At 67.6% G+C, this 24,245-nt stretch carries 25 protein-coding genes and 1 tRNA gene; 16 read left to right on the top strand and 10 right to left on the bottom strand.

The features are described from left to right. Window positions 1–67: 67 nt before the first annotated feature. The 5 genes from AC07WJ_RS18130 to queF all read right to left on the bottom strand — a co-directional run bounded on the left by AC07WJ_RS18130 (window position 68) and on the right by queF (window position 5,152). A complete protein-coding gene (locus AC07WJ_RS18130) occupies window positions 68–1,045 on the bottom strand; it encodes a DMT family transporter (RefSeq protein WP_494936017.1) in 978 nt (325 codons plus the stop codon). A 99-nt stretch (window positions 1,046–1,144) separates the two neighbouring features. Beyond that, complete coding sequence (locus AC07WJ_RS18125; RefSeq protein WP_494936016.1) at window positions 1,145–2,005, bottom strand: hypothetical protein; 861 nt, start codon at window positions 2,003–2,005, stop codon at window positions 1,145–1,147. Between the two features lie 53 nt (window positions 2,006–2,058). Next, window positions 2,059–3,723 carry a dicarboxylate--CoA ligase PimA gene (gene pimA / locus AC07WJ_RS18120; protein WP_494936015.1) on the bottom strand — a complete coding sequence of 555 codons (1,665 nt, stop codon included), beginning with the start codon at window positions 3,721–3,723 and terminating at the stop codon, window positions 2,059–2,061. Between the two features lie 51 nt (window positions 3,724–3,774). Then, window positions 3,775–4,656: a hypothetical protein gene (locus tag AC07WJ_RS18115; protein WP_494936014.1), complete on the bottom strand. Its 882-nt coding sequence runs from the start codon at window positions 4,654–4,656 to the stop codon at window positions 3,775–3,777. Window positions 4,657–4,705: 49 nt separating this feature from the next. Continuing rightward, window positions 4,706–5,152: a preQ(1) synthase gene (gene queF, locus AC07WJ_RS18110; RefSeq protein WP_494936013.1), complete on the bottom strand. Its 447-nt coding sequence runs from the start codon at window positions 5,150–5,152 to the stop codon at window positions 4,706–4,708. 126 nt (window positions 5,153–5,278) lie between these two features. Here queF and eno point away from each other — a divergent pair, with 126 nt between their 5' ends. Then, the gene (eno, locus tag AC07WJ_RS18105) at window positions 5,279–6,562 is read left to right on the top strand and encodes a phosphopyruvate hydratase (protein ID WP_494936012.1); all 1,284 of its coding nucleotides are present in this window, start codon (window positions 5,279–5,281) and stop codon (window positions 6,560–6,562) included. Between the two features lie 212 nt (window positions 6,563–6,774). Here eno and AC07WJ_RS18100 read toward each other — a convergent pair whose 3' ends face one another. Beyond that, entirely contained in the window at window positions 6,775–7,422 is a 648-nt protein-coding gene (locus tag AC07WJ_RS18100; RefSeq protein WP_494936011.1) for a YbjN domain-containing protein, read from the bottom strand. 265 nt (window positions 7,423–7,687) lie between these two features. On the opposite strand from AC07WJ_RS18100, the gene AC07WJ_RS18095 reads away from it, so the two are divergent. The 11 genes from AC07WJ_RS18095 (at window position 7,688) to lpdA (ending at window position 16,537) form a co-directional block, all read left to right on the top strand. After that, entirely contained in the window at window positions 7,688–8,605 is a 918-nt protein-coding gene (locus AC07WJ_RS18095; protein WP_494936010.1) for a DMT family transporter, read from the top strand. A 34-nt stretch (window positions 8,606–8,639) separates the two neighbouring features. After that, on the top strand, window positions 8,640–8,957 hold the full coding sequence (locus AC07WJ_RS18090; RefSeq protein WP_494936009.1) for an FtsB family cell division protein: 318 nt from the start codon (window positions 8,640–8,642) through the stop codon (window positions 8,955–8,957). Between the two features lie 195 nt (window positions 8,958–9,152). Further along, window positions 9,153–10,235, top strand: a complete 1,083-nt coding sequence (gene pdhA / locus AC07WJ_RS18085; RefSeq protein WP_494936008.1) for a pyruvate dehydrogenase (acetyl-transferring) E1 component subunit alpha — start codon at window positions 9,153–9,155, stop codon at window positions 10,233–10,235. Beyond that, window positions 10,232–10,525: a hypothetical protein gene (locus AC07WJ_RS18080; RefSeq protein WP_494936007.1), complete on the top strand. Its 294-nt coding sequence runs from the start codon at window positions 10,232–10,234 to the stop codon at window positions 10,523–10,525. The genes pdhA and AC07WJ_RS18080 overlap by 4 nt, the downstream gene beginning before the upstream one ends. Before the next feature lie 30 nt (window positions 10,526–10,555). Beyond that, window positions 10,556–11,950, top strand: coding sequence for a pyruvate dehydrogenase complex E1 component subunit beta (locus AC07WJ_RS18075; RefSeq protein ID WP_494936006.1), 1,395 nt, complete (start codon window positions 10,556–10,558; stop codon window positions 11,948–11,950). A 13-nt stretch (window positions 11,951–11,963) separates the two neighbouring features. Continuing rightward, window positions 11,964–12,257, top strand: coding sequence for a DUF5076 domain-containing protein (locus tag AC07WJ_RS18070; protein ID WP_494936005.1), 294 nt, complete (start codon window positions 11,964–11,966; stop codon window positions 12,255–12,257). A 9-nt stretch (window positions 12,258–12,266) separates the two neighbouring features. After that, window positions 12,267–12,659 (top strand): VOC family protein, encoded by a 393-nt coding sequence (locus AC07WJ_RS18065; protein WP_494936004.1) that lies wholly within the window; start codon window positions 12,267–12,269, stop codon window positions 12,657–12,659. Between the two features lie 21 nt (window positions 12,660–12,680). Then, on the top strand, window positions 12,681–14,057 hold the full coding sequence (locus AC07WJ_RS18060; protein WP_494936003.1) for a pyruvate dehydrogenase complex dihydrolipoamide acetyltransferase: 1,377 nt from the start codon (window positions 12,681–12,683) through the stop codon (window positions 14,055–14,057). 107 nt (window positions 14,058–14,164) lie between these two features. Continuing rightward, window positions 14,165–14,590: a hypothetical protein gene (locus AC07WJ_RS18055; RefSeq protein ID WP_494936002.1), complete on the top strand. Its 426-nt coding sequence runs from the start codon at window positions 14,165–14,167 to the stop codon at window positions 14,588–14,590. Continuing rightward, the gene (locus AC07WJ_RS18050; protein ID WP_494936001.1) at window positions 14,590–15,075 is read left to right on the top strand and encodes a hypothetical protein; all 486 of its coding nucleotides are present in this window, start codon (window positions 14,590–14,592) and stop codon (window positions 15,073–15,075) included. Before AC07WJ_RS18055 ends, AC07WJ_RS18050 begins: the two co-directional genes overlap by 1 nt. 22 nt (window positions 15,076–15,097) lie before the next feature. Beyond that, a complete protein-coding gene (lpdA, locus tag AC07WJ_RS18045) occupies window positions 15,098–16,537 on the top strand; it encodes a dihydrolipoyl dehydrogenase (protein WP_494936000.1) in 1,440 nt (479 codons plus the stop codon). Window positions 16,538–16,760: 223 nt separating this feature from the next. Here the strand turns inward: lpdA and AC07WJ_RS18040 are convergent, their stop codons facing one another. The 3 genes from AC07WJ_RS18040 to rimO all read right to left on the bottom strand — a co-directional run bounded on the left by AC07WJ_RS18040 (window position 16,761) and on the right by rimO (window position 20,477). Further along, the gene (locus tag AC07WJ_RS18040) at window positions 16,761–18,152 is read right to left on the bottom strand and encodes an amidase (protein ID WP_494935999.1); all 1,392 of its coding nucleotides are present in this window, start codon (window positions 18,150–18,152) and stop codon (window positions 16,761–16,763) included. 137 nt (window positions 18,153–18,289) lie between these two features. After that, entirely contained in the window at window positions 18,290–18,964 is a 675-nt protein-coding gene (locus AC07WJ_RS18035; protein ID WP_494935998.1) for a L,D-transpeptidase, read from the bottom strand. A 202-nt stretch (window positions 18,965–19,166) separates the two neighbouring features. Next, window positions 19,167–20,477 (bottom strand): 30S ribosomal protein S12 methylthiotransferase RimO, encoded by a 1,311-nt coding sequence (rimO, locus tag AC07WJ_RS18030; RefSeq protein WP_494935997.1) that lies wholly within the window; start codon window positions 20,475–20,477, stop codon window positions 19,167–19,169. Window positions 20,478–20,696: 219 nt separating this feature from the next. Between rimO and AC07WJ_RS18025 the strand changes: the two genes are divergently transcribed. After that, complete coding sequence (locus AC07WJ_RS18025) at window positions 20,697–21,353, top strand: glutathione S-transferase family protein (RefSeq protein WP_494935996.1); 657 nt, start codon at window positions 20,697–20,699, stop codon at window positions 21,351–21,353. Between the two features lie 55 nt (window positions 21,354–21,408). On the opposite strand, the gene AC07WJ_RS18020 is transcribed toward AC07WJ_RS18025, so the two are convergent. Next, a complete protein-coding gene (locus AC07WJ_RS18020) occupies window positions 21,409–21,879 on the bottom strand; it encodes a MarR family winged helix-turn-helix transcriptional regulator (protein ID WP_494936250.1) in 471 nt (156 codons plus the stop codon). 214 nt (window positions 21,880–22,093) lie between these two features. Here AC07WJ_RS18020 and AC07WJ_RS18015 point away from each other — a divergent pair, with 214 nt between their 5' ends. The 3 genes from AC07WJ_RS18015 to AC07WJ_RS18005 all read left to right on the top strand — a co-directional run bounded on the left by AC07WJ_RS18015 (window position 22,094) and on the right by AC07WJ_RS18005 (window position 24,211). Next, window positions 22,094–22,522: a VOC family protein gene (locus tag AC07WJ_RS18015; RefSeq protein WP_494935995.1), complete on the top strand. Its 429-nt coding sequence runs from the start codon at window positions 22,094–22,096 to the stop codon at window positions 22,520–22,522. 161 nt (window positions 22,523–22,683) lie between these two features. Further along, on the top strand, window positions 22,684–23,892 hold the full coding sequence (locus tag AC07WJ_RS18010) for an MFS transporter (RefSeq protein ID WP_494935994.1): 1,209 nt from the start codon (window positions 22,684–22,686) through the stop codon (window positions 23,890–23,892). 229 nt (window positions 23,893–24,121) lie between these two features. Continuing rightward, a tRNA-Ser gene (locus AC07WJ_RS18005) sits at window positions 24,122–24,211 on the top strand. The last annotated feature ends 34 nt before the right edge of the window (window positions 24,212–24,245 follow it).

The following is a 24,245-nucleotide window of genomic DNA, read 5'->3' as shown; positions in this document are numbered from 1 at the left end:
CGCGGGACGCGGAAAACCTCACCGGGGCGGCACGGTCGATCCAACGTGGGGGCGGTTATAGCCCAAATTACGGCGATGAGGAGGGGTCTTCATGAGGGATCACGCCTGAATTGGTAAAACCCAGACGCCTGCCGAGCAACGCCAGGATGTCGGCCGGAAGCGTTGCTGCGATCAGGCCGACAAGTACCAGAGCCATGCCGGCAAAATGGTAGGAATGCAGGCTTTCACCCAGAAAAATCACCGCCATGCCGACGCCATAGACCGGCAGGAGATAGAGAAAGCAGGAGGTGACGGTCGGGCCGACGACCTTGACCCCGTATTGATAGAGCGAGAAGGCGCCGACCGCCGAGAACAGCGCCAGCGCCACCACCGCGCTCCAGGCCCCCGCCGTCGCCGGCAGGCCGCCGTGATGCAGCACCTCCCACAGGGCGAAGGGGGCGAGGGTGACGACGCCGGCGATCGCGATGGCCGCGAACAGCGGCAGCGTCGGCAGCAGCGCCAGCGCCCGGTCCTTCAGGACCACGGAATAGACCGCCCAGGCCGCCGCCGCCGCGGCGATGCCGAGATCGCCGAGATTGAATTCGAGCCTCAGCAGGGCGCTGAGGTCGCCCTTCAGCACGATGACCGCGACACCCGTCAGGGCCAGGACCACGCCGATCAGGCGCCAGGCCGACAAGGGCTTGCGGAACACCACCGTCTCGATCAGCAGAACCATGACCGGCGCGGTCGTGTAGATCAGCGTGCCGTTGGTGGCCGTGGTCGCGATGAGCGCGATATAGACGCCGGCGCCGCAGATCCACATGCCGAGAAAGCCGAGGACGGCGATGCGGCGCCAGCTGGCGCGCAGCGCCGCGCGATGGGCGACCAGCGCCGTCCAGGTGAAGGGCAGGAGAACCGCGACCGCCACGGCCCAGCGCAGGATGGCGAGCGTGAACGGCGGCACGCCATCGCCGATCCAGCGCGCGATCACCAGGTTCGACGAGAAGAACAGGGGCATGGCGAGGAGCAGAAGATAGGCGCGGCGCGTGTCGGCCGTGGCAGGCATGCGGCGCTCCGTGAACCTCGCTTGGGGACATGTCACACAGCATGAGCGGACCGCCGGCGGCAAGGCGCGCCATGTCATGGCTGCGGCCCGGCGGAAGCATCAGATCGGGTCCGCGTCTCCGCGCCGGTCGCGCCCGTCACCCGACGGCGGCTTCGGCGCGCCCTTCAGGCGCAGCGCCATGACCAGAGCCGGCAGGGCAAAGACCAGGATGAAGGGGAGGGAGAAGCGCAGGAGCACGTCGTTGTTCGGACCGCCGACCTCCTGGCCGAGCCGGTCGACGCAGGCCACCCGTCGGCCGCGGCCGCGCACCACCTGCACCCTCAGGCCGTCGCCGCAGAGCAGGCGCCCCATCCGGGGCGAGGCGGCTATGGTCTCGCGGTTGACCTGGAGCACCAGCGAGGCGGTCGAAAAGGCGAGCACCAGCGAGACCAGCAAGGCTGTGACCAGCAGCGCGATCCGCTCGCCGCGGCCGATCGGCCGCGACATGTCCTGCGCCCCCGCCGGCTGCCTTGCGCGCTGCCCGAGGCGGCCGAGCAGGATCAGCGCCAGGATCCCGAGCGGCAGCGACAGGACGAGGCCGGAGAGCCAGACGGCCCGTCGGCCCGCTCCCGCCCATTCGACGCCGTCGGGCCCGCGGCAACGGATCCATTCGTCAAGGCCACGCCGCCGTCCATTGCCGGCCCGGCCGAAATCGATACCGAGGCTTGCGCCGCCGCCGCCGCAGAGCAACGCCGCCACCCGGCCATGGCCGCGCAGCAGCGACGGGTTGGAGCGCACGACCTGCGTCGCCACCATGACCGAGAAGACGTGAATGAAGCCGAGCACCACGACCAGGACCAGCGCCCGCCCGCCGATCCCTAGCGCCGGCGCCACCGCCGACCTCATCCGGTCGCCCGCTTTCACCAGCAGGTCCACCCGGCCACCCGGCAGCGGTCTTTCGGAATCGTCACTCCGGCTCATGCGCGCCTCCCGCCCGCCGGAACGGACGCCCACGCATGCAGCGGCACCCGGCGTCAGGCCGCGCCAGCCGCCTTGATCTCGTTGCGCAGTTCGGCACGCGACAGCTTGCCCACCGTCGTCTTCGGCAGGCTGTCGCGGAATTCGAGGCCCGCAGGCATTTCATGGCGTCCGACCTTGTCGGCGAGGAAGGCCTTCAATTCCTCCAGCGTGAACGGCTCGGCACCGTCACGCAACGAAACGAAGGCCTTGGCCGCCTCGCCACGATAACCATCCGGCACCCCGATGACGATGACCTCGGCGACCGACGGATGCTCGTAGATCGCCTGCTCGATCATCTGCGGATAGACGTTGAACCCGCCCGAGATGATCATGTCCTTCTTGCGGTCGACAATGAAGAAGAAGCCGTCCTCGTCCATGTAGCCGATGTCGCCGGTCAGGAAATAGCCGTCGGCGAAGGCGGCCGCGCTCTCCTCCGGCCGGTTCCAGTAACCACGGGTGACATTCGGCCCCTTGATCCTGAGTTCGCCGATGTCGCGCACCGGCAACACGCGGTGGGGATCGTCGAGCGCCGCCACATCCATTTCGATGCCGGGCAAGGGCAGGCCGATCGTGCCGGGTTTGGGCATGCCGCTATTGGGCACATTGGTGCCCGACGGCGACGTCTCGGTCATGCCCCAGCCGCCGGTGAGGCGCAGCCCCGTGCGCCCTTCGAAGCGCCTGGCGATCTCGACCGGCAAGGCCGCGCCGCCGGACGCCGCATATTTCAGCGATGACAGATCGGCATTGGCGAAGCGGGGGTGGTTGACCAGCGCGATCCACATGGTCGGCACCCCGGGAAACACGGTCGCCTTGCGCTTTTCGATGTCGTCGAGCGTCTGCTCGGCATCGAAGCGCATGCGCAGCAGCATGGTGGAGCCGCGCGTGACCTGGCGCAACATGACGCTGGTCAGGGCATAGATATGGAACAGCGGCAGCACCAGGATGACCTTGTCGTCTTCCGGATTGCTGTTCGGCAGGGCCTGCTGCCAGGCATCGTAGATCGACACCGCCGCCGTCAGATTGCCGTGGCTGAGCATGGCGCCCTTGGGCATGCCGGTGGTGCCGCCGGTATATTGCAGCAGCGCCACGTCGTCCGGCTTGACGATCGGCCAGGCGGCCGGCGCCACCGCACCCTCGACGAAATGAGCGAATGTGGTAATGCCGGGCTTCAGCGGAATCGGCAGCACCGGCACGCCCGAAGGCCCCCAGCTCGCATCCTCGGCGACGATCAGGCGATCGAGCAGGCCGGCATCGAACAATTTCAGCGCCATGCCGAACAGCGGCGCGATGTCGGTGGTGACGAGGACCCGGGCGCCGGCGTCCTTCAGCTTGTAGGCCAGCACCCGTTCGGCATCGAGCGGGCTCAGATGCGCCAGGCGCACGCCCGCCTTGGCCGCGCCGAAAAAGCTGATGGGGTGATGCGGCGTGTTCGGCAGGTAGAGCGCGACCGTGGTGCCGGCACCGATGCCGGCCCGTTTCAGCGCCGCCCCGAACTGGTCGGCCCGGCGCCCGAGATCGGCATAGCTGATCGCCATGTCGCGGAATTCGAACGCTGTCCGGTCGCCATGGGCCTTCACCGCGCCGTCGATCAGGTCACCCAGCGAGGTGATATTGATCGGCGTGTCCCACGCCACGCCTTCCGGGTATGACTTCTCCCAAGCAAACGGCCTGGATGCCATGCGCGCTTCCTCCCTCGCCGGCGGGTTTTCTCCGGCCGACCGGGACCCGCTCTATCTGAGTGCCAACCTTTGTCCGTCGAAAACGGCCGGTTTGCAATTCACTCCTGCGGTGGCGAGCGATGCGCATAGCCGGGTGGCCGCATTGGCATTGGCCAGCGGACCGGCGACCAGCCTGAGATCGACCGTTCCCGCCCGGGCCCCGTCCTGGACCGCGACCAGCGGACGCAAGCCTTCGAGCAGGGGCCCGTGCTGGGCGCGCAGCTGCTGCCAGCGCGACCGGAGCGCGTCCATCGACAGCTCGCCGGCGAGATCGACGCCGAATTCGGTGCGGATCGCGGTCGAGTCCTGCGCGGTCGCAGCGGGAGCCGGCACCGAAGCGGTCGCCTCGACGGTCGGGCCAGCCTGCGAGCCGGCTTGCGGGCCGACCTGGCGCACCCCCGGCCGCGGCACCGGGGTCGGCGCGGCGATCACCGGCTCGCGCGACGGCACGGCGGCGGCCGGCTCGCGGTGTTGCGTGGTCGCGACGGGGGCTTCGCGCGGCGCGATCGAGGCGGTGACGTCACCGCCACCCTGGCCGGCCATGCGCTCCATGGCCGCCACCCGCTCGGCCAGGGCCTCGCGTTCGGCGGACAGCGAGCGCACGGCGTCGGCGAGCCGCCGCGTCTCGTAGAGCATCATGGGATCGGCGGCGGCCGGCCGCGGCGCTTCCACCCGCTGAACCACCGGCGGCGGCGCCGGCTCCAGCAGGCGGGCCAGGCGCTGGCTGCCGGCATCGGTGCGCGCCGCCATGATGGCCGCGCCCGAGCAGAGGAGGGCGACGCCGGCCCAGGTGGCAAGCCGCGACAGCAGGCGCTGCGGCGGCTCGTCGGTCAGGCCGTCGGCCTTCACCTCATCCTGGTCGTCGGCTTTGGCGGTCTTTGCTCTTAGCAGCATGGCCCACGGGCTTTCCCGATTCGCAGGCGCCAGTGTAGCAGACCGCGCGTCAGCCGCGGCCGCGATAGGGCGCCACGCCCTGATCGGGAATCCAGACGCCCTTGGGCACGTCGCCGGTCTGCCAGAACACGTCGATCGGAATGCCGCCGCGCGGATACCAGTAACCGCCGATGCGCAGCCAGCGCGGATCGAGCAGCGCCACCAGGCGCTTGCCGATCGCCACGGTGCAATCCTCGTGGAAGGCGCCGTGATTGCGGAACGAGGCGAGGTAGAGCTTCAGCGACTTCGACTCGACGAGCCAGGCATCGGCGACGAAGTCGATGACCAGATGGGCGAAATCCGGCTGGCCGGTCACCGGGCAGAGCGAGGTGAATTCCGGCGCGGTGAAGCGCGTGACGTAATTGGTGTCCTGGTGCGGGTTGGGCACCCGGTCGAGCACCGCTTCCTCCGGGGAGGCGGGCATGGCGACGGCCTTGCCGAGCATGAGATCGGTCATCGAGACCTCCTTTGGGTCTGACTATGCGTTTGCCGGGGTCCTACACGTCCGTGCCAAGTCTTGAAAGGGGCGGGCATTGCTGTAGAACGCGCCGACGCCCCGTCAACCGCCACCTGAGAGGCCGCAATGACAGCCATCATCGACATCATCGCCCGTGAAATCCTCGACAGCCGCGGCAATCCGACCGTCGAGGTCGACGTGGTGCTGGAAGATGGCTCGAAGGGCCGCGCCGCGGTGCCGTCGGGGGCCTCCACCGGCGCCCACGAGGCGGTCGAGCTGCGCGACGGCGACAAGGCGCGTTACCTCGGCAAGGGCGTGCGCAAGGCGCTCGACGCGGTCAACGGCGAAATCTTCGACGCGCTCGGCGGCATGGATGCCACCAACCAGGTGCAGATCGACAATGTCATGATCGCGCTCGACGGCACGGCCAACAAGGCCCGGCTCGGCGCCAACGCCATTCTCGGCGTTTCGCTCGCCACCGCCAAGGCCGCCGCGCTCTCGCGCGACCTGCCGCTCTATAAATATGTCGGCGGCTCCTTCGCCCATGTCCTGCCGGTGCCGATGATGAACATCGTCAATGGCGGTGCCCATGCCGACAATCCCATCGACTTCCAGGAATTCATGGTGCTGCCGGTCGGCGCGCCCACCGTCGCCGAGGCGATCCGCACCGGCTCGGAGATCTTCCACACGCTGAAGGCGGCGCTGAAGAAGGACGGCCACAACACCAATGTCGGCGACGAGGGCGGTTTCGCGCCGAACCTGAAGTCGGCCCAGGCGGCGCTCGACTTCATCATGACCGCCATCGACAAGGCCGGCTACAAGGCCGGCGACGACGTGGTGATCGGTCTCGACTGCGCGGCGACCGAGTTCTTCAAGGACGGCGCCTATCACTACGAGGGCGAGCGCAAGGTGCGCGATCCCAAGGCCCAGGCCAAATATCTCGCCAAGCTCGTCGCCGACTATCCGATCCGGACGATCGAGGACGGCATGGCCGAGGACGATTTCGAGGGCTGGAAGATCCTGACCGACCTCGTCGGCTCCAAGTGCCAGCTGGTCGGCGACGACCTGTTCGTCACCAATACCAAGCGCCTCGCCATGGGCATCGAGCAGGGCCTGGGCAATTCCATCCTGGTCAAGGTCAACCAGATCGGCACGCTCACCGAGACCCTGGCCGCCGTCGCCATGGCCCATTCCAACAGCTACACCGCGGTCATGTCGCATCGCTCCGGCGAGACCGAGGACTCCACCATTGCCGATCTCGCGGTCGCCACCAATTGCGGACAGATCAAGACCGGTTCGCTCGCCCGCTCGGACCGCACCGCCAAATACAACCAGCTGATCCGCATCGAGGAAGAGCTCGGCCCGCAGGCCCGCTACGCCGGCCGCGGCGCGATCAAGGCCAAGGGCTGAGAAATCGGCCGAACGATCGGCTCCGGAATACAAAACGGCGGGCCAGGGCCCGCCGTTTTTCCTTCAAGTCCAATCATCTTCAACCGAAGCATTGCATCGCGCGATGCCGTCCGCGAAGGACGGCCGCGCTTTGTGCAAGACATTCCGGTTCGGTTCGAGACTATCGTGCGCGTATCGCGCGGCGGTTCGGGTGAAGCGCCGCGCCAGGACGCTCAAGTCCGCCGTTCGGTCGGGTTGCCGCCGCCCTTGCCGCCGGTGGCCGGCGGCGTGGTCGGATCGGCCGGCGGGGTTGCCGGGGCCGGAGCCGGGCTCGTCGAACGACCGGCTGAGCCGCTGGCGCGCGGCGTGAAGCGGTCGAAGGCATTGATCATGGTCTGGAAGGTGGCGACCGATTCCGAGATGAAGCCGACATTGACGCCACCGTCGAAATCGACGTCCCACTCGAGGACCAGGTCGTTGTCGCTGTCGAGATAGGTCTTGGCGAAGCGCTTCTCGTAGTTCCAGGCATTGACGAAGGCGAGCGTGAAACGATCGTTCTTCTCATAGAGCGCGCGGTACTGGATCGACTGGCAGCCGCCGTCATTGCAGGCATAGAAGAACACCGTGACGCGCCGGCCGCCGATCATGGTGCGGATGCGCGAGCGATTGTTCTCGTTGATCACCTCGGCCTGCATGCCGCGATTGCGCAGCACGGCCGCCATCTGCTGCGGCATGATCCGCCCGACCGTGCCGCTCGGCGCCGACTGGCTGTCCTGGCCCCGCTCCGGGTTCGAACGCTTCTGGGCATCGGCTGTCGGGGCGAAGGCGGTCAGCGCGGCGAGCGCCGTAAGCGTTGCCAAGATCGGAGGACGTTTCATCATCATCGGGCTCCAGGGAGATCATTTCGCCGGTCAGCCGTGCCGGCCGTTCCCAAGCGAGTCTAGTCCAGGCTGATTTCCGCCACATGTCGTGGCGATCGGCGCCATGTTGCTCTGGATCGTCGCGGGAGCCAAGTCCCGAAGGCAGGCCCCCTCGGACCCGGTCGGGCGAACCAGGGCCTGCACGCCCCCGGGAACCGCCCGGCATGGCCGACCTGCTCCATGTCTCCTTGTCGGCGCGACGCCGATCGGGGAATGCTGCACCGCAATGTCACGCCTGTCCCCCCGCACGCTCGCGATGATCGCCATGGCCGCCGCGGTCTCCATCTATGGCGGCCAGTTCGTCTCGGTGCGCTTCGGCCTGGCGAGCCATCTGTCGGCCTATGACATCGCGGCCCTGCGCTTCATCTTCGCCGGCGCGGTGATGCTGCCGTTCTTCATTCGCGCCGGCGTCGCCGATTGCGCGGGTCTCGGCTGGGGCAGGGGCATCGCGCTCGCCCTGACCGGCGGAGTTCCGCTCACCGTCCTGTCCAATATCGGCCTGATCTATTCGCCGGCGGCGCATGCCTCGGCCATTCAGCCCGGCATGGTGGCGGTCACCGCCACGACGCTCGCCTATATCGGCCTTCGCGCGCGGGTGCCGGGCGGCGTTCTGCTGGGTTTCGCCGTGGTGCTGTCCGGCCTCGTCGCCATCGCCGTTGCCGGCTCCACCGGCGCCGAGGGCGCGAGCACGCTCGCCGGCGACCTGATCTTCATGGTCGCCGGCTTCGGCTGGGGCATATTCACCTGGCTCTGCGGCCGCTGGCAGGTGCCCTCGATAACGGGCGCCGCCGTCGTTTCCGTCCTGTCGACCCTCTATTTGCCGGCCTATGTCCTGTGGTTGAACCCGGGGCTGTCGACGGCGCCCTGGGGCGTGATCGCCTTTCACGGCATCAACCAGGGCATCATGAACATCGTCATCGGCCTGCTGCTCTGGACTTACGGCACCCGCACACTCGGGGTCGCCACCGCCGCGCGCTTTCCCCCGATGATCCCGGTGCTCGGCACCCTGATCGGCATTCCCGTGCTCGGCGAGATCCCGAGCCCGCTCGCCGCGGCCGGCGTCGTCGCCATTGTCGCCGGCCTGCTGATCGCCGCGACCTGGCCGTCGATGCAGCGCCGGCTGGCCAAATTCAGGAACGATTAACGCTCCTGAAACCGGATTCGGGCAAGATCCGGCCATGGTCATTCGCACGAGACTTCATCGCATTCTGCAAGCCGCGACGCTCTATGCGTTGGCCGCCGTCATGATCGCCTATTTCGGCTTTCACGCCTATCACGGCGACCACGGCATTCGCGCCAAGCAGCAATTCCTGGTCGAGATCGCCGACCTGAATGCCGAGCTGCAGGCGCTGCGCCGGGAGAAGGCCGAGGTCGACCGCCGGGTCGTCCTGATGCGCACCGAAGCACTCGACCCCGACATGCTCGACCAGCGCGCCCGCGAGATCCTCAATTTCGCCGACCCGCGCGAATTGATCCTGATCGAGCGGCGGCGTTGAGCCAACCGGTCACGCACGTGTCGCATCAACCGAAAATCGGTTAACGCCCGCCCGTGAACCGAAATCCAGTTAACCCCTTGATTGCCTTGCGGCGCCAATGGTTTGTGCAGCGCACAACGACCAGACGACCCGGCTTCCCTCCAGCCTTCCGTCGCGCTATCTGTCGTGTGACGAGTTGATGCGCAGGGGAACCCAATGGCCGCTACCGCGACGACGAGCGTAAAAGCCGGCGCCAAGACTTCGGCCGCGGCCAAGAATTCCGCGGCCAAGAATTCCGCGGCTAAGGCTTCCGCGGCCAGGAAACAATCCCAGCAGCCGGCATGGACACGCGATCAGGAGCTCGACGCCTATCGCGAGATGCTGCTGATCCGCCGCTTCGAGGAAAAGGCCGGCCAGATGTATGGCATGGGCCTGATCGGCGGCTTCTGCCATCTCTATATCGGCCAGGAGGCGGTGGTCGTCGGCATGCAGATGGCCTCCAAGCCGGGCGACCAGGTGATCACCGGCTATCGCGACCACGGCCACATGCTGGCCACCGGCATGAACGCCAACGGCGTGATGGCCGAGCTGACCGGCCGGCGCGGCGGCTATTCGCGCGGCAAGGGCGGTTCGATGCACATGTTCTCCGCCGAGAAGCATTTCTACGGCGGCCACGGCATCGTCGGCGCCCAGGTGTCGCTCGGCACCGGGCTCGCCTTCGCCAACCGCTATCGCGGCAACGACAATGTCTCGCTGACCTATTTCGGCGACGGCGCGGCCAACCAGGGCCAGGTCTATGAAAGCTTCAACATGGCCGCGCTGTGGAAGCTGCCGGTCATCTACGTCATCGAGAACAACCGCTACGCCATGGGCACGGCGGTGAACCGGGCCTCGGCGCAGACCGATTTCTCCAAGCGCGGCCTGTCCTTCTCGATCCCCGGCGAACAGGTCGACGGCATGGATATCCGTGCGGTCCACGCCGCGGGCCTGCGCGCCATGGAATGGTGCCGTGCCGGCAAGGGCCCCTATATCCTGGAAATGCAGACCTACCGCTATCGCGGCCATTCGATGTCGGACCCGGCCAAATACCGGACCAAGGACGAGGTGCAGAAGATGCGCACCGAGCATGATCCGATCGAGCAGGTGCGCGAACGGCTGCTGAAGACCTGGAAGGTCTCCGAGGACGAGTTGAAGAAGCTCGACGCCGCGGTCCGCGACATCGTCGCCGAAAGCGCCGAATTCGCCACCAACGACCCCGAGCCGGATCCGTCCGAGCTTTGGACCGACATCCTGAAGTGAAAGTGGCCCAGGTGACGCCGGCCGGGACCCTGACGGTTGTTGTCGCGACGGTGGCCTTGGCCGCCTGGATCGCCGCCGCCGGCCCGTTCGTCCGCGCCTGGCGCGCCGCCAACCGGGCCGAGAGCGTCCACGCCCTCGGCCTCAGCCGCCACGTCACCGGGCTGGAGGCGCCGAAACAACTGCCGGAGCGGGCGAAAGCTCATCTGGCCGTGTGCTCCGAAGCCTTCGCCATCGTCTTCGCCGCCATTGTCGCCGCCCTCGCAGTCGGTGTCGCCACGGCGCGGTCCTGACCCCTTTTCACCCCCGATCGGAAGCCTGCCATGCCCATCAACATCCTCATGCCGGCGCTCTCGCCCACGATGGAAAAGGGCAATCTCGCCAAGTGGACGAAGAATGAAGGCGACAAGGTCAAGCCGGGCGACGTGATCGCCGAGATCGAGACCGACAAGGCGACCATGGAGGTCGAGGCGGTCGACGAGGGCATCCTCGCCAAGATCGTCGTGCCCGAAGGCACCCAGGACGTGCCGGTCAACGAATTGATCGCGGTGCTGCTCGCCGATGGCGAGGACGCCTCCGCCGCTTCCGCCGCGCCCGCGCCGAAACCGGCCGCGGCGCCGGTCGCCGAAGCGGCACCGGTCGCGGCCCCCGCCGTGGTCACCAGCCCGGCCGCGGCACCCGCGCCCGTACCGGCCGCGGCAGCACCGGTATCGGACGAGATCCCCGCCGGCACCGAAATGGTCACCATGACCGTGCGCGAAGCCCTGCGCGACGCCATGGCCGAGGAAATGCGGGCCGACGACGCGGTCTTCGTGATGGGCGAGGAAGTCGCCGAATATCAGGGCGCCTACAAGGTGACCCAAGGGCTGCTGCAGGAATTCGGCGCCCGCCGCGTCATCGATACGCCGATCACCGAGCACGGCTTTGCCGGCGTCGGCGTCGGCGCCGCCTTCACCGGGCTGAAGCCGGTGGTCGAGTTCATGACCTTCAATTTCGCCATGCAGGCGATCGACCACATCGTCAACTCCGCCGCCAAGACGCTCTACATGTCGGGCGGCCAGATGGGCTGCGCCATCGTGTTCCGCGGGCCGAACGGCGCCGCCGCCCGCGTCGGCGCCCAGCACAGCCAGGACTATTCGTCCTGGTACTCGCACCTGCCGGGCCTGAAGGTCGTCGCGCCCTATACCGCCTCCGACGCCAAGGGCCTGTTGAAGGCGGCGATCCGTGATCCCAATCCGGTCATCTTCCTGGAAAACGAAATCCTCTACGGCCAGTCCTTCGAGGTGCCCAAGCTCGATAATTTCGTGCTGCCGATCGGCAAGGCGCGGATCGCCCGGGCCGGCAAGGACGTCACGATCGTCTCCTGGTCGAACGGCATGACCTATGCGCAGAAGGCCGCCGCAGAGCTCGAAAAGCTCGGCATCGACGCCGAGGTGATCGACCTGCGCACGCTGCGCCCGCTCGACACTGAGACCATCATCGCCTCGGTGATGAAGACCGGCCGCATCGTCACGGTGGAGGAGGGCTGGCAGCAGAACGGCGTCGGCGCCGAAATCACCGCCCGCGTGGTCGAACGCGCCTTCGACTATCTCGATGCGCCGCCCGCCCGCGTCTCGGGCAAGGACGTGCCGATGCCCTATGCCGCCAATCTCGAGAAGCTCGCGCTGCCAACGGTCGCCGACGTGATCGAGGCGGTCAAGGCGATCACTTACCGCTGATCGGGAGACGGGCATGACCGTGCCCTTCGACGTCCTGCAGCTTCCCCCGGCCGCGCTCGAACGAGGCGGCGTGGAGATCCTGCGCGCCGGCATCATCGACGGCAGCCTGCATGTCGCTCTGCGCCGTACCTTCGACGAGCCTCAGGCCTGGGGCATGGCCCTGGCCGAAATCGCGCGCCACGTCGCCCGCATCTACGCCATGGAGACCGGCGCGGCCGAGGCCGTGACGCTGGAGCGCATCCGCAACATGCTCGATGCCGAGTTCGACGCGCCGTCGAGTGCCGGCACGACCCAGGCCCTGACGTGAAGGCGACCGATGAGCATTCACCACGTCGCCATCACCGTCAGCGATCCAGAGCGCGCCGAAGCCGCGTTCTATCGCTGCGTACTGGCGGCGCTCGGCTTCGTCAGGCAAGGCCGAACCGGCGCGGTGACCATCTGGCGCGATCCGGCCAGTGACGTCGCGGTGCATATGCTCGCGGCCGCCGAGGTCCATGTCCACAAGCCGGCCGATCCGCGCGCCGCGGTCGACCACACCGCCTTCCGGGCGGCGAGCCGCGCGGTCATCGACCGCATCCATGCCGAGCTCAGCGCCATTGGCGCCGAGATCTTCGGGCCGCCGCGCGAACTGCCGCAGTTCGGACCGACCCATTACGCGCTCTTCGCGCGCGACCCCGATGGTCGCCTCGTCGAGCTTGTCCACGCTTGAGTCGCTTTACGGGAGGGGCTGATGCCCATCGACATCCTGATGCCCGCACTTTCGCCGACCATGGAAAAGGGCAACCTTGCCAAGTGGTTGAAGAAGGAAGGCGACAAGATCAAGGCCGGCGACGTGATCGCCGAGATCGAAACCGACAAGGCGACCATGGAGGTCGAGGCCGTCGACGAGGGCATCCTGGCCAAGATCGTCGTCGCCGAAGGCACCCAGGACGTGCCGGTCAATCAGTTGATCGCGGTCATTGCCGGCGAGGGCGAAGATCCGAAGGCCGTCGGTGGTGGGGCAGGGGCGTCCGCTCCCAAGCCCGCCGCCGCGCCGGCCCCTGCGCCCGCCGCGGCAGCTCCGGCCCCGGCAACCCCAGCCCCGGCGGCTCCGGCCGCGCCGGCGCCCGCGGCCGAAAAGCTGCCGCCGGCCCCCGCCAGCCTGGCCGCTGCCGCTTCCGGCATCCGGCTGTTCGCCTCGCCGCTCGCCAAGCGCGTCGCCAAGCTCGAGGGCATCGATCTCTCCCAGGTGATCGGCTCCGGGCCGCATGGCCGGATCATCGAGCGCGACGTCAAGGCGGCGGCCGCCGGCGGCACCGTCAAGGCCGCCCCGGCCGCGGCTCCCGCGCCCGCTCCGGCCACCGCGCCGAAGGCCGCCCCGGTCTCGGCCATGTCGGACGAGACGGTGAAGAAGCTGTTCGAACCCGGCAGCTATGAAGAGATCCCGCATGACAACATGCGCAAGGTCATCGCCCGCCGCCTGACGGAAGCAAAGTCCACCATTCCGCATTTCTACCTGACGCTCGACACCGAGCTCGACGCGCTGCTGGCGCTGCGCGAGCAGCTCAACAAGGCCGCTCCGCTCCATGACGGCAAGCCGGCCTACAAGCTGTCGGTCAACGACATGGTGATCAAGGCGCTCGCCATGGCGCTGCGCGCCGTGCCGGACGCCAATGTCACGTGGACCGACGGCTCCATGCTGAAGCACAAACATGCCGATGTCGGCGTCGCCGTGTCGATCCCCGGCGGCCTGATCACCCCGGTGATCCGCGACGCCTGCCACAAGACGCTGTCGACCATTTCCAACGAGATGAAGGACCTCGCCGCGCGCGCCAAGGTGCGCAAGCTGAAGCCCGAGGAATATCAGGGCGGCACCTCGGCGGTGTCCAATCTCGGCATGTTCGGCATCAAGGACTTCGCCGCCGTGATCAATCCGCCGCACGCCACCATCCTGGCGGTCGGCGCCGGCGAACAGCGCGTCATCGTCAAGAACGGCGCCCCGGCTGTGGCGACCGTCATGAGCGTGACGCTGTCGACCGACCACCGCGCCGTCGACGGCGCGCTCGGCGCCCAGCTCCTGCAGGCGTTCAAGGGTTATATCGAGAGCCCGATGGGGATGCTGGTGTGAGGCATGAGGGCTTGCCCGCCGCATATCGGCGGGCAGGCCCGCGATCTGTTCGGCCCATCGCGGTCGCGCCGCGTTGTCACTGACGCACCGAAGCGGAGGCAGGCAGCATGAAAACCTTCATGACCTTCCTCCTGGCCTATGTCAGCTCGCTGATCGCCGGCGCGGCGATCATCACCCTGATCGCCGAGCGGACCGGCGGCGACGAGACCTTCATCTTGGCCTTCATGGCGGAAGCGCTGGTGACCTCGGTGGTCACGGTGGTTCTCGCGATTGCCTATATCGCCGCGCCCGGTCCGCACAGCGTCTCGGCCGCGGCGCTCGGCCTCGTCGCCTTGTTCCTGGTGCTGATGGTCGTGGTCGTTGCGCTCGACATCTGGTTCGGCGGCCTGCAACTGGCCTGGTCGGACTTGCCCCTGTTCGGCTCGGCCTGCCTCTCCGGCCTGATCGTCATCGCCGTCCAGTGGTGGCTGATCCGCCGCCGCGCGATCCGCGTCGCCGGCGGCCCGCCGATCGTCCGGGAGGCCACCGGCTGATGGCCTCGTCCAACGCCACCTTGCCCGTCGTCTCGCTCTGCCTCGCCGGCCTGTCGCTGGGTGTGGCCGCCTATCAGAGCTATTCCCACGGCCGCAGCCTCGAAATCGTCCAGCGCAACGTCATCCGCGCGGAATATCTGCGCACCTGCCGCGAGATCATCGACGCCTATTTCCAGATCAAGATGCGCGCCTACGCGATGAACGAGGCGGCGGCCACCGGGGCCCGGCCGGTCGACGCCATGGGCCAGCGCGAGGCCGAGGCCGTCGTGTTCAGGTTCGGCGCGCTCGGCACCTTCCTGGCCAATTTCCGCGATGACGCGGTGCGCGAGCGCTACACCCAGCTGTCGTGGAAACTGCTCGCCCTCGTACGCGAGACCTACAAATTGCCGCGAACCGATTTCGACAAGGCCTATGGCGAAGCCGACGGCCTGTTCGACGACATGAACCAGGATTGCGCGCGCACCGCGCGCCTGTCCTTCCTTTGAGGCCGACACGGAAAGGCATCCCATGTCCACTTACGACATCATCGTCATCGGCGGCGGCCCGGGCGGCTATGTCGCCGCCATCCGCGCGGCGCAGCTCGGCTTCAAGACGGCCGTGGTCGAGCGCGAGCATCTCGGCGGCATCTGCCTCAACTGGGGCTGCATTCCCACCAAGGCGCTGCTGCGCTCGGCCGAGATCTTCCACTATGCCAATCACGCCGGGGATTATGGCCTGACGCTGAACGGCACCATGACCTTCGACCCGGCCGCCGTGGTGAAGCGCTCGCGCGGCGTCTCGACCCAGCTCAATACCGGCGTCGGCTTTCTCCTGAAAAAGAACAAGGTCGACGTCATCTGGGGCGAGGCCAGGATCACCAAGGTCGGCGAGGTCACGGTGTCGGCCCCGGCCAAGCCCGCCGTCCAGCCGCAGACGCCGCCGCCCAAGGGCGTGCTGCCGGCCGGCACCTACACCGCCAAGAACATCATCGTCGCCACCGGCGCCCGGCCGCGCGTGCTGCCCGGCATCGAGCCCGACGGCAAGCTGATCTGGACCTATTTCGACGCCATGGTGCCGGCGACCTTCCCCAAGAGCCTGGTCGTCATGGGCTCCGGCGCCATCGGCATCGAGTTCGCCTCGTTCTACCGCACCATGGGCGCCGAGGTGACGGTGGTCGAGGTGCTGCCCCAGCTCCTGCCGGTCGAGGATGCCGAGATCGCGGCCCTGGCCCGCAAGCGCTTCGAGAAGCAGGGCATCAAGATCCTGACCTCGACCAAGGTGACCAAGGTCGACAAATCGGCCAACGGCATCACCGCGACCGTCGAGGACGACAAAGGCAACAAGCAGACGCTCGCCGCCGAGCGGCTGATCTCGGCCGTCGGCGTGGTCGGCAATATCGAAAACCTCGGGCTCGAGGCGCTCGGCGTGAAGATCGACCGCGGCACCGTCGCCACCGACGGCTACGGCCGGACCAATGTGCCCGGCATCTTCGCCATTGGCGATGTCGCCGGCCCGCCCATGCTCGCCCACAAGGCCGAGCATGAGGGCGTGATCTGCGTCGAGACCATCAAGGGCCTGCCGACCCACGCCATGGACAAGGCCAAGATCCCGGGCTGCACCTATTGCCACCCGCAGGTCGCCTCCGTCGGCCTGACCGAGGCCAAGGCCAAGGAGGCCGGCTACACCCTCAAGGTCGGCCGTTTCCCCTTTGTCGGCAATGGCAAGGCCATCGCGCTCGGCGAACCGGACGGCATGGTCAAGACCATCTTCGACGCCAAGACCGGCAAGCTCCTGGGCGCCCATATGGTCGGCGCCGAGGTCACCGAACTGATCCAGGGCTATGTCGTGGCGATGAACCTGGAAACGACGGAAGAAGAGCTGATGCACACGGTCTTCCCGCATCCGACCCTGTCGGAAATGATGCATGAGAGCGTGCTCGACGCCTATGGCCGCGTGATCCACATGTGACGGAGCGAGTGGGGAGTGGCGAATGGGGATGATGCGGCGCCGGCGGCGCATCATCCCTCTCGCGGGCCTTCGAGGGAGAGGGTGCCCCGGCAAAAGCAAGCTATTCCCCGAGCGGAGTCGGGGGAGGGTGACTGGCGCTCCGTTACCCAGGAGCGTGTGACGTCAACTCGTCATCTTGCCCGGGCTTGTCCCGGACAAGACGATCTGCTGACATGAGGCCCGTCTACCCCCAGGCCAGCGTCTTTTGCGGCAGGTCGCGCTCGACGACACGGCTGGCCCTCAGCACCAGATCCTCGCGGAACGCCCCACCGACCACCTGCAACCCGATCGGCAGTCCATCCGCCGTGAAGCCGCAGGGCACGGAGGCCGCCGGCTGGCGGCTCAGGTTGAACGGCCAGGTGAAGGGCGTCCAGTCGAACCATTCCGGAAACAGCGACCGGTCGGGCGTGTCCTCGCCGGCGTCGAAGGCCGGGATCGGCATGGTCGGGGTGACCAGCAGGTCGTAGTCGCCGTGGAAGGCCTGCATGCGGGCACTGAGCGCCCGGCATTCGTCCTGCGCCGCCTGCAGTTCGGCGGCCGAGAACTGGCGCGCCGAGACGACGAGTTCGAGCAGTTCGGGTTCCAGCATCTGCAATTGCCGCCCGGTCAGGTGGCGGAGCGCGCCGGCATAACCGCTGCGCCAGATCACACCCATCACCCGGCGCAGGCCGGAAAGGTCGAGCGTCACCGCGCTGACCGTGGCGCCGGCCTTCGCCAAACCCGCGACACCGGATGCCACCGCCGCGGCGACTTCGCTGTCGACGATGGGAAAGCCAAGATCGTGGGCATAGGCGATGCGCAGGCCCGCGACGCCGTGATCGAGTGATTCGCGGTGGTCGATCGCCCGATACGGCACGGCGAAGGCGTCGCGGGCATCGGGCCGGCTGATCACTTCCAGCATCAGCGCGCTGTCGGCGACCGTGCGGCTCAGCCCGCCGAAGACGCCGAGCGTACCGAGCGAATGGGCGAAATTGGGCACCAGGCCGAAGGTCGTCTTCAGCCCGAACAGGCCGGTGAAGGACGCGGGGATGCGGATCGAGCCGCCGCCGTCGCCGCCGGTGGCGAGCGGACAGACGCCGGTCGCGACCGCCACCGCCGCGCCGCCGCTCGAACCGCCCGGCGTCTTGGCCGGGTTCCAGGGATTGCGGGTGATGCCGGTCAGCGGGCCATGGGTGATGCCCTTCCAGCCATATTCGGGCGTGGTGGTCTTGCCAAAGAAGACCGCGCCGGCCTCGCGCAGGCGGGCGACGCCCGGCGTGTCGAAGCCGCTCGGCGTGTCCGCCATGGTGCGCGAGCCGAAACGCATCGGCCAGCCGGTGACGTGATTGGTGTCCTTGACCGCGACCGGAACGCCGTCGAGCGGGCCCAGCGGCTCGCCGCGCAGCCAGCGCGCCTCGGAGGCCCGGGCCATGCGGCGGCCGGTTGCGTCATCCACGAGGCAGAAGGCGTTGAGGCTCTTGTCGACCGCGTCGAGGCGGGTCAGCGAGGCTTCGATCACCTCGACCGGCGATAGGCTGCGAGCGCGATAGGCGCGCACCAGATCGACAGCGGATAGGGAGCAAAGATCAGAAGCCATGCCGCACCTCGTTCCGTCAGCATGCTGATGGAACGCGTCGGGCGGAACCGGCCCGGATGCAGGGCTGTCCGGCGCAAGGCACCGCACCAACCCTCGCCCACGTCTTCGTGGGAGAGGGTTCAGGCGTAACGCTTGGATCAGGCCGCCGCGGCGCCGCCGCGCGAGGGCAGGACGACGGCCTTGGTGCCGCTCGGCACGCGGCTGTAGAGGTCGATGATGTCCTGGTTCATGAAGCGGATGCAGCCGGACGAAACCTGGGTGCCGATGGTCCAGGGCTCGGTTGTGCCGTGCAGCCGGTAGAAGGTGTCCCGGTTGCCGCGATAGAGATAGAGCGCACGGGGGCCGAGCGGGTTGGACGGGCCGCCCGGCAGGCCGGCGGCGACCGGGCCGTAGCGGTCGGGCTCGCGGCGGATCATGTCCTGGGTCGGGGTCCAGCGCGGCCATTCGGCCTTGCGGCCGATGGTGGCGACACCCGTCAGGTTGAAGCCCTCTTCCTTGCCGACGCCGACGCCGTAACGCAGGGCCCGGCCGCCTTCCATCACCAGATAGGCATGGCGCTCGGTCGGGTCGACGACGATCGTGCCCGGCTGCTCGCGGGTGCGATAGCTGACTTCCTGGCGCAGGAAGCGCGGGTCGACTTCGCTCAGATCGACAGCCGGGATCGGATAAGGCTCGGTGTCGATCGCGGCGTACATCTGCAGGTAGCTCGGATCGATCCGTGGACCGGGGTCCGCCAGCTCCTGGCGCTGCGTCACGCAGCCTGCGAGGACAAATGGCGCGGTGGCCACGAAAAAGCGTCTATCGATCATCATCGGCCTCTAGAACTCCGAACACCTGCGAAATGTTCCTGTCATGCGGAAGTGTCGGGTCGATAACAAACATCCTGGCCGCCGGGTATGACGTTCTCGTTACTTTTCCTGGAGTTCCGGGTCAGTGTGACTTTTGTGCATCGCACGCTGTGACGGCGAAATGACGGCTGTCCCAAGGGAAGCAGCCGGCCCGGCAGAGCAGCAGTCAGAGGCTGGCGTGCAGGTCATATTCGGTCGCGCGGTCGATCTTGACCGTGACCAGTTCACCCACCGCCATCTTGCGCTTGGTGTGAATATAGACGGCGCCGTCGATCTCCGGCGCATCGCCCTTCGACCGCGCCTTGACCACGGTCGGGCCGGCCTCGTCGACGATCACCTGCTGGCGCGTGCCGACCTTCTTCTTCAGACGCCTGGCCGAGATCTCGGCCTGCTTCTTCATGAAGCGGTGCCAGCGCTTGTCCATCACTTCCGGCGGTACATGGTCGGCGAGGGCGTTCGAGGTGGCGCCCGCCACCGGCTCGTATTTGAAGCAGCCGACGCGGTCGAGCTGGACCTCGTCGAGCCAGTCGAGCAGGAACTGGAACTCCTCCTCGGTCTCGCCCGGGAAGCCGGTGATGAAGGTCGAGCGGATGGTCAGGTCCGGACAGATCTCGCGCCAGCGGCGGATCCGCTCGGCGGTCTTTTCCTGGTGCGCCGGGCGCTTCATGCGGCGCAGCACGTCCGGGTGGGCGTGCTGGAAGGGGATGTCGATATAGGGCAGGATCTTGCCTTCGGCCATCAGCGGGATGACCTCGTCGACATGGGGGTAGGGGTAGACATACTGCATGCGCACCCAGACGCCGAGTTCGCCGAGCGCCTGCGACAGGTCGAGGAACTTGGTCCGCCAGGTGCGATCGCGCCACTGGCTCTCAGCATATTTGACGTCGACGCCATAGGCCGAGGTGTCCTGCGAGATGACCAGCAGTTCCTTGACCCCGGCCGCGACCAGCTTCTCGGCTTCGCGCATGACCTCGCCGAGCGGCCGCGACACGAGGTCGCCGCGCAGCTTGGGGATGATGCAGAAGGTGCAGCGGTTGTTGCAGCCCTCGGAAATCTTCAGATAGGCATAGTGCCGGGGCGTCAGCTTGATGCCCTGGGGCGGCACCAGGTCGAGGAACGGGTCGTGGCTCGGCGGCACCGCCTCGTGGACCGCGGCCAGCACGCTCTCATATTGCTGCGGACCGGTGATCGCCAGCACTGACGGGTGGGCCGCGCGGATCTGCTCGGGCTCGGCGCCCATGCAGCCGGTGACGATGACCCGGCCATTGTCCTTCAGCGCGTCGCCGATCGCCGCCAGGCTCTCCGCCTTGGCCGAATCGAGGAAGCCGCAGGTGTTGACCAGGACCAGGTCGGCGCCCTGGTGGGTCCGCGACAGCTCGTAGCCCTCGGCGCGCAGGCGCGTGATGATGCGCTCGGAATCGACGAGCGCCTTGGGACAGCCGAGCGAGACGAAGGAGATTTTGGGAGCAGCGTTCATGGATCTTTTCGGCACCAGCAAAGCGCGCCAATAGGCCAAAGCGCGGGCCCGGACAAGAGAAAGAAGCCGAATCGTCGCCCGGCGCGCCGCGCGGAGTTCTTTCCGCGGCTTCGGTTTTCGCAACCCTGGCCAGCATCATCGCCGCGAATGCCCGCTGGTAGAGGCCGTCCGGACGGTGCATCTCTTCCCCGATGCATCGGTTACGAGGAATTGCCTTCCATGCTGACGATCTACGGCGTCTACCGCTCGCGCGCCTCCCGCAACTTCTGGCTCGCCGACGAACTCGGCATCGCCTATCGGCACGTGCCGGTCATCCAGGCCTATAGGCTCGCCGCGCCCGACAGCCCCGACGCGCCGTTGAACACGCAATCCGCCGCGTTCCGGGCGGTCAACCCGAACGGCCAGATTCCCGTGGTCGACGACGACGGGCAGCATCTGCACCAGTCCCTGGCGATCAATCTGCATCTCGCCAGGAAGCATGGCGGCCCCCTGGCGCCCGCGGATCTCGCCGAGGAAAGCCTGATGACCATGTGGACGCTGTGGGCCGCCACCGATGTCGAGCCGCACGCCATCCAGGTACTCTATCACCGCGTCGGCAAACCGCCGGCCGAGCGCGACCCGGCGATCGCCCAAGCGGCCATCGAGGCCTTGCGCACGCCGTTCGCCGCCCTGAACACGGAACTCGGCAAGCGCGGTTTCATTGTCGCCGACCGCTTCACCGTCGCCGATCTCAATGTCGCGGAAGTGGTGCGCTACGCCATGCCCGCGCCGGAACTGTTCGACGCCGCGCCGCATGTCAGAACCTGGCTCAGCGCCTGCCAAGCCCGGCCGGCCTTCGCCGCCATGATGGCCCGGCGCGAGGCCGAGCCAGCCTGAGATCGGCGGACGCCTCCAACCAGAACGAGGCCGGCGGAGCGAAGCTCGCGGCCCCTTATCCGGCGGCTCCGTCCTGATGGTCGGATCTCGAAAGGGCGTTCAGTTCGGCACGCAGGTGATCGGGGTCCGAGAGCGTCGTTTCGATCGCGGCATGGAGATGCCGCCAGATCGGCACCGCCTCGGCCAGGACGCTCCGGCCAGCGGGCGTCAACAGCAGCAGCCGGGCGCGCTTGTCGGCCTGGTCGATAGCCGTTTCGAGGAGGCCGCGGCGCTCCAACGGCTTGAGGTTCGCCGTCAAAGTCGTCCTGTCCATTGCCAGCAGCGCGGCCACCGCGCTGAGTTTCGCCGGCTGTGGGCGGTTGAGCGACATGAGCAGCGAGAACTGTCCGCTGGTCAGGCCCACGGGCTTCAGGGCGATGTCGAAGCGACGGGCGAGGGCGCGGGCCGCCCTTTGCGCGTGCAGGCACAGGCAGGCGTCGCGCACCAGAAGCGTGGTTTCGAAGGGGAGGTCGGCAGAAGCGCGCATTGCGAGGGTTGACATCCGTGATCTCATTACGTTGATATCAACGTAGCCGCTCGCGCGTCAACCGGCTTCGACGGCTGCCTTTCAATGATCCGACCCAAGATCCGACCCCAAGGAAAAAGGCGACCGTGTCCATGACGCACGGGTCCGGCGCCGCGCCATCCCGGTGCTTCCTCGCCGGCCACGCCGCGAGATCCCGATCAGACAGGAGACGACCATGAAGATCGTGACCAGCCTCAGCTTTCAGGGCCAGTGCCGCGAGGCGTTCGAATTCTACGCCAAGGTCCTGGGCGGAAAGATCACCGCCGCCATGCCCTATGCCGATGCGCCTCCGGACATGCCGATCACCGACGAGAAGTATAAGACCTGGCTGATGCACTGCTGGCTCGAGGTCGGCGACCAGGCCCTGATGGGCGCCGACATGGACGTCGCGTGGGCCCGTAACATCGACAAGCCCAAGAACGGCTTCGACGTCACCTTGCACACCCAGGACAAAGCCCAGGCCGAGCGTTGGTACGCCGCACTGTCCGAGAGCGGCACGCAGGTCATGCCCTTCGCCGGCACCTTCTGGTCGCCGGGCTTCGGCTCCCTGATCGACAAGTTCGGCGTGCCCTGGATGGTCAACACCATTCCCTCCGCCGGTTGACGGCCGCCGCCGCGGGCCCATCCCCTCGGCCCACGAAAAAAAGGACCGAAGACCGCAATCGGGTGTCGGTATCGGCGGAGTTGATACGTCCTTGGGACGTCGACCGCGATCCGACGCCCGAACGGCGGCAGGGGCGGCGCACCGGACGCTCGGAGAACACCATGAACCATTCCTATCGCTGGGTGATCGTCGCGGCAGGTGGCCTGTTGGGCTGTGTCGCGATGGGCGCCATGTTCTCGCTGCCGGTCTTCCTGCGGCCGATGTCGCTGGACACCGGCTGGTCGGTCACCGGCATATCCGCGGCGATGACCATCGGCTTCCTGGCCATGGCCGCCGCCAGCATGGCGTGGGGTGGCCTCTCCGACCGTTTCGGACCGCGCCCGATCGTGCTCACCGGATCGGTGGTGCTGGCCGCGAGCCTGGCGCTCGCCAGCCGGGCGGGCTCGCTCACCGAATTCCAACTGGTGTTCGGCCTTCTGGTCGGCGCAGCGACCGCCGCCGTCTTCGCGCCGATGATGGCTTGCGTGACCGGCTGGTTCGACACGCAGCGCGGCCTCGCCGTCTCGCTCGTCTCCGCCGGCATGGGCATGGCGCCGCTGACCATGGCGCCGCTCGCGGCCTGGCTGGTGACGCGTTATGACTGGCGCGGCGCGATGCTGGTCATAGCCGGCGTCGCGGCCGTCCTGATGATCCCCGCCGCGCTGCTCGTGCGCCGCCCGCCGGCGCTCGACGGCGGCCAGGCCGAAATGACGGCCGACGCGCCGTCGGCCGCGATGACGGTCGGGCAGGCCGTGCGCTCGCCGCAGTTCATCACCTTGATGCTGGCGAACTTCTTCTGCTGCGCGACCCATTCCGGCCCGATCTTCCACACGGTGAGCTACGCAGTGACCTGCGGCATTCCGATGATCGCGGCCGTCTCGATCTACAGCGTCGAGGGCCTGGCGGGCATGTTCGGCCGTATCGGGTTCGGCCTCATGGGCGACCGGTTCGGGGCGCAGCGCGTGCTCGTCCTCGGGCTCATGGCTCAGGCCTTCGGCGTGCTCGCCTATGTGTTCGTCGGCCAGCTCGGCGGCTTCTATGCCGTGGCGGTGGTGGTCGGCTTCCTCTATGCCGGCACCATGCCGCTTTATGCCGTGATCATCCGCGAGAATTTTCCGCTCCGGATGATGGGCACGATCATTGGCGGGACGGCCATGGCCGGCAGTCTCGGCATGTCCACCGGGCCTTTGCTCGGCGGCCTGATCTATGACCATTTCGACAGCTACGCGCTGATGTATGTCGGCTCCTGGGGCATGGGGCTGGCGGCCATGATGATCCTGATGACGTTCCGGCCGTTCCCCGCGAAACAGGCGGAGATGGCGGCGGCCTAGGCTTTCGGACCGCGTTTGCGGTTCGTCCCGCCATGCGGCCTCGAGATCGACCCGGCGATCGGGGTAAGGTCCGGACAAGGGCAGGGGGCGACGAGTGGATTTGGCGATCCGAAGGCTTGTCCCCCAATGTCTTGGCGGCGGAAAACGGCCCGTGCCTGCGGCAAGTTTCCGTGCAGCCGGCTGCCGGCCGCCTTGTCATCTCACGCAACCTGAGGCAGGAAGGCGCCACGGAGAGATGGCCGAGTGGTTTAAGGCAGCGGTCTTGAAAACCGCCGTGGGTGCAAGCCCACCGTGAGTTCGAATCTCACTCTCTCCGCCATCGCCGCCGATCACGGCATCTGCGCCACCGGCAT

The sequence above is a fragment of the Phreatobacter sp. GW821-FHT04C01 genome (genome assembly GCF_059420385.1).
The sequence above is the reverse complement of the archived record's forward strand: the minus strand, read 5'-3'. Positions and strand labels throughout refer to the sequence as shown.

Excerpts from the sequence above, each read along its gene's own strand:
- pdhA (WP_494936008.1), top strand. The coding sequence starts at position 9,153 with ATGGCCGCTACCGCGACGACGAGCGTAAAAGCCGGCGCCAAGACTTCG.
- AC07WJ_RS18055 (WP_494936002.1), top strand. The coding sequence starts at position 14,165 with ATGAAAACCTTCATGACCTTCCTCCTGGCCTATGTCAGCTCGCTGATC.
- AC07WJ_RS18065 (WP_494936004.1), top strand. The coding sequence starts at position 12,267 with ATGAGCATTCACCACGTCGCCATCACCGTCAGCGATCCAGAGCGCGCC.
- AC07WJ_RS18035 (WP_494935998.1), bottom strand. The coding sequence starts at position 18,964 with ATGATGATCGATAGACGCTTTTTCGTGGCCACCGCGCCATTTGTCCTC.
- AC07WJ_RS18040 (WP_494935999.1), bottom strand. The coding sequence starts at position 18,152 with ATGGCTTCTGATCTTTGCTCCCTATCCGCTGTCGATCTGGTGCGCGCC.
- eno (WP_494936012.1), top strand. The coding sequence starts at position 5,279 with ATGACAGCCATCATCGACATCATCGCCCGTGAAATCCTCGACAGCCGC.
- AC07WJ_RS18060 (WP_494936003.1), top strand. The coding sequence starts at position 12,681 with ATGCCCATCGACATCCTGATGCCCGCACTTTCGCCGACCATGGAAAAG.
- AC07WJ_RS18130 (WP_494936017.1), bottom strand. The coding sequence starts at position 1,045 with ATGCCTGCCACGGCCGACACGCGCCGCGCCTATCTTCTGCTCCTCGCC.
- AC07WJ_RS18015 (WP_494935995.1), top strand. The coding sequence starts at position 22,094 with ATGAAGATCGTGACCAGCCTCAGCTTTCAGGGCCAGTGCCGCGAGGCG.
- AC07WJ_RS18115 (WP_494936014.1), bottom strand. The coding sequence starts at position 4,656 with ATGCTGCTAAGAGCAAAGACCGCCAAAGCCGACGACCAGGATGAGGTG.
- AC07WJ_RS18125 (WP_494936016.1), bottom strand. The coding sequence starts at position 2,005 with ATGAGCCGGAGTGACGATTCCGAAAGACCGCTGCCGGGTGGCCGGGTG.
- AC07WJ_RS18025 (WP_494935996.1), top strand. The coding sequence starts at position 20,697 with ATGCTGACGATCTACGGCGTCTACCGCTCGCGCGCCTCCCGCAACTTC.
- AC07WJ_RS18090 (WP_494936009.1), top strand. The coding sequence starts at position 8,640 with ATGGTCATTCGCACGAGACTTCATCGCATTCTGCAAGCCGCGACGCTC.
- AC07WJ_RS18070 (WP_494936005.1), top strand. The coding sequence starts at position 11,964 with ATGACCGTGCCCTTCGACGTCCTGCAGCTTCCCCCGGCCGCGCTCGAA.
- AC07WJ_RS18010 (WP_494935994.1), top strand. The coding sequence starts at position 22,684 with ATGAACCATTCCTATCGCTGGGTGATCGTCGCGGCAGGTGGCCTGTTG.
- AC07WJ_RS18100 (WP_494936011.1), bottom strand. The coding sequence starts at position 7,422 with ATGATGAAACGTCCTCCGATCTTGGCAACGCTTACGGCGCTCGCCGCG.
- pimA (WP_494936015.1), bottom strand. The coding sequence starts at position 3,723 with ATGGCATCCAGGCCGTTTGCTTGGGAGAAGTCATACCCGGAAGGCGTG.
- rimO (WP_494935997.1), bottom strand. The coding sequence starts at position 20,477 with ATGAACGCTGCTCCCAAAATCTCCTTCGTCTCGCTCGGCTGTCCCAAG.
- queF (WP_494936013.1), bottom strand. The coding sequence starts at position 5,152 with ATGACCGATCTCATGCTCGGCAAGGCCGTCGCCATGCCCGCCTCCCCG.
- AC07WJ_RS18075 (WP_494936006.1), top strand. The coding sequence starts at position 10,556 with ATGCCCATCAACATCCTCATGCCGGCGCTCTCGCCCACGATGGAAAAG.
- AC07WJ_RS18050 (WP_494936001.1), top strand. The coding sequence starts at position 14,590 with ATGGCCTCGTCCAACGCCACCTTGCCCGTCGTCTCGCTCTGCCTCGCC.
- lpdA (WP_494936000.1), top strand. The coding sequence starts at position 15,098 with ATGTCCACTTACGACATCATCGTCATCGGCGGCGGCCCGGGCGGCTAT.
- AC07WJ_RS18095 (WP_494936010.1), top strand. The coding sequence starts at position 7,688 with ATGTCACGCCTGTCCCCCCGCACGCTCGCGATGATCGCCATGGCCGCC.
- AC07WJ_RS18020 (WP_494936250.1), bottom strand. The coding sequence starts at position 21,879 with ATGCGCGCTTCTGCCGACCTCCCCTTCGAAACCACGCTTCTGGTGCGC.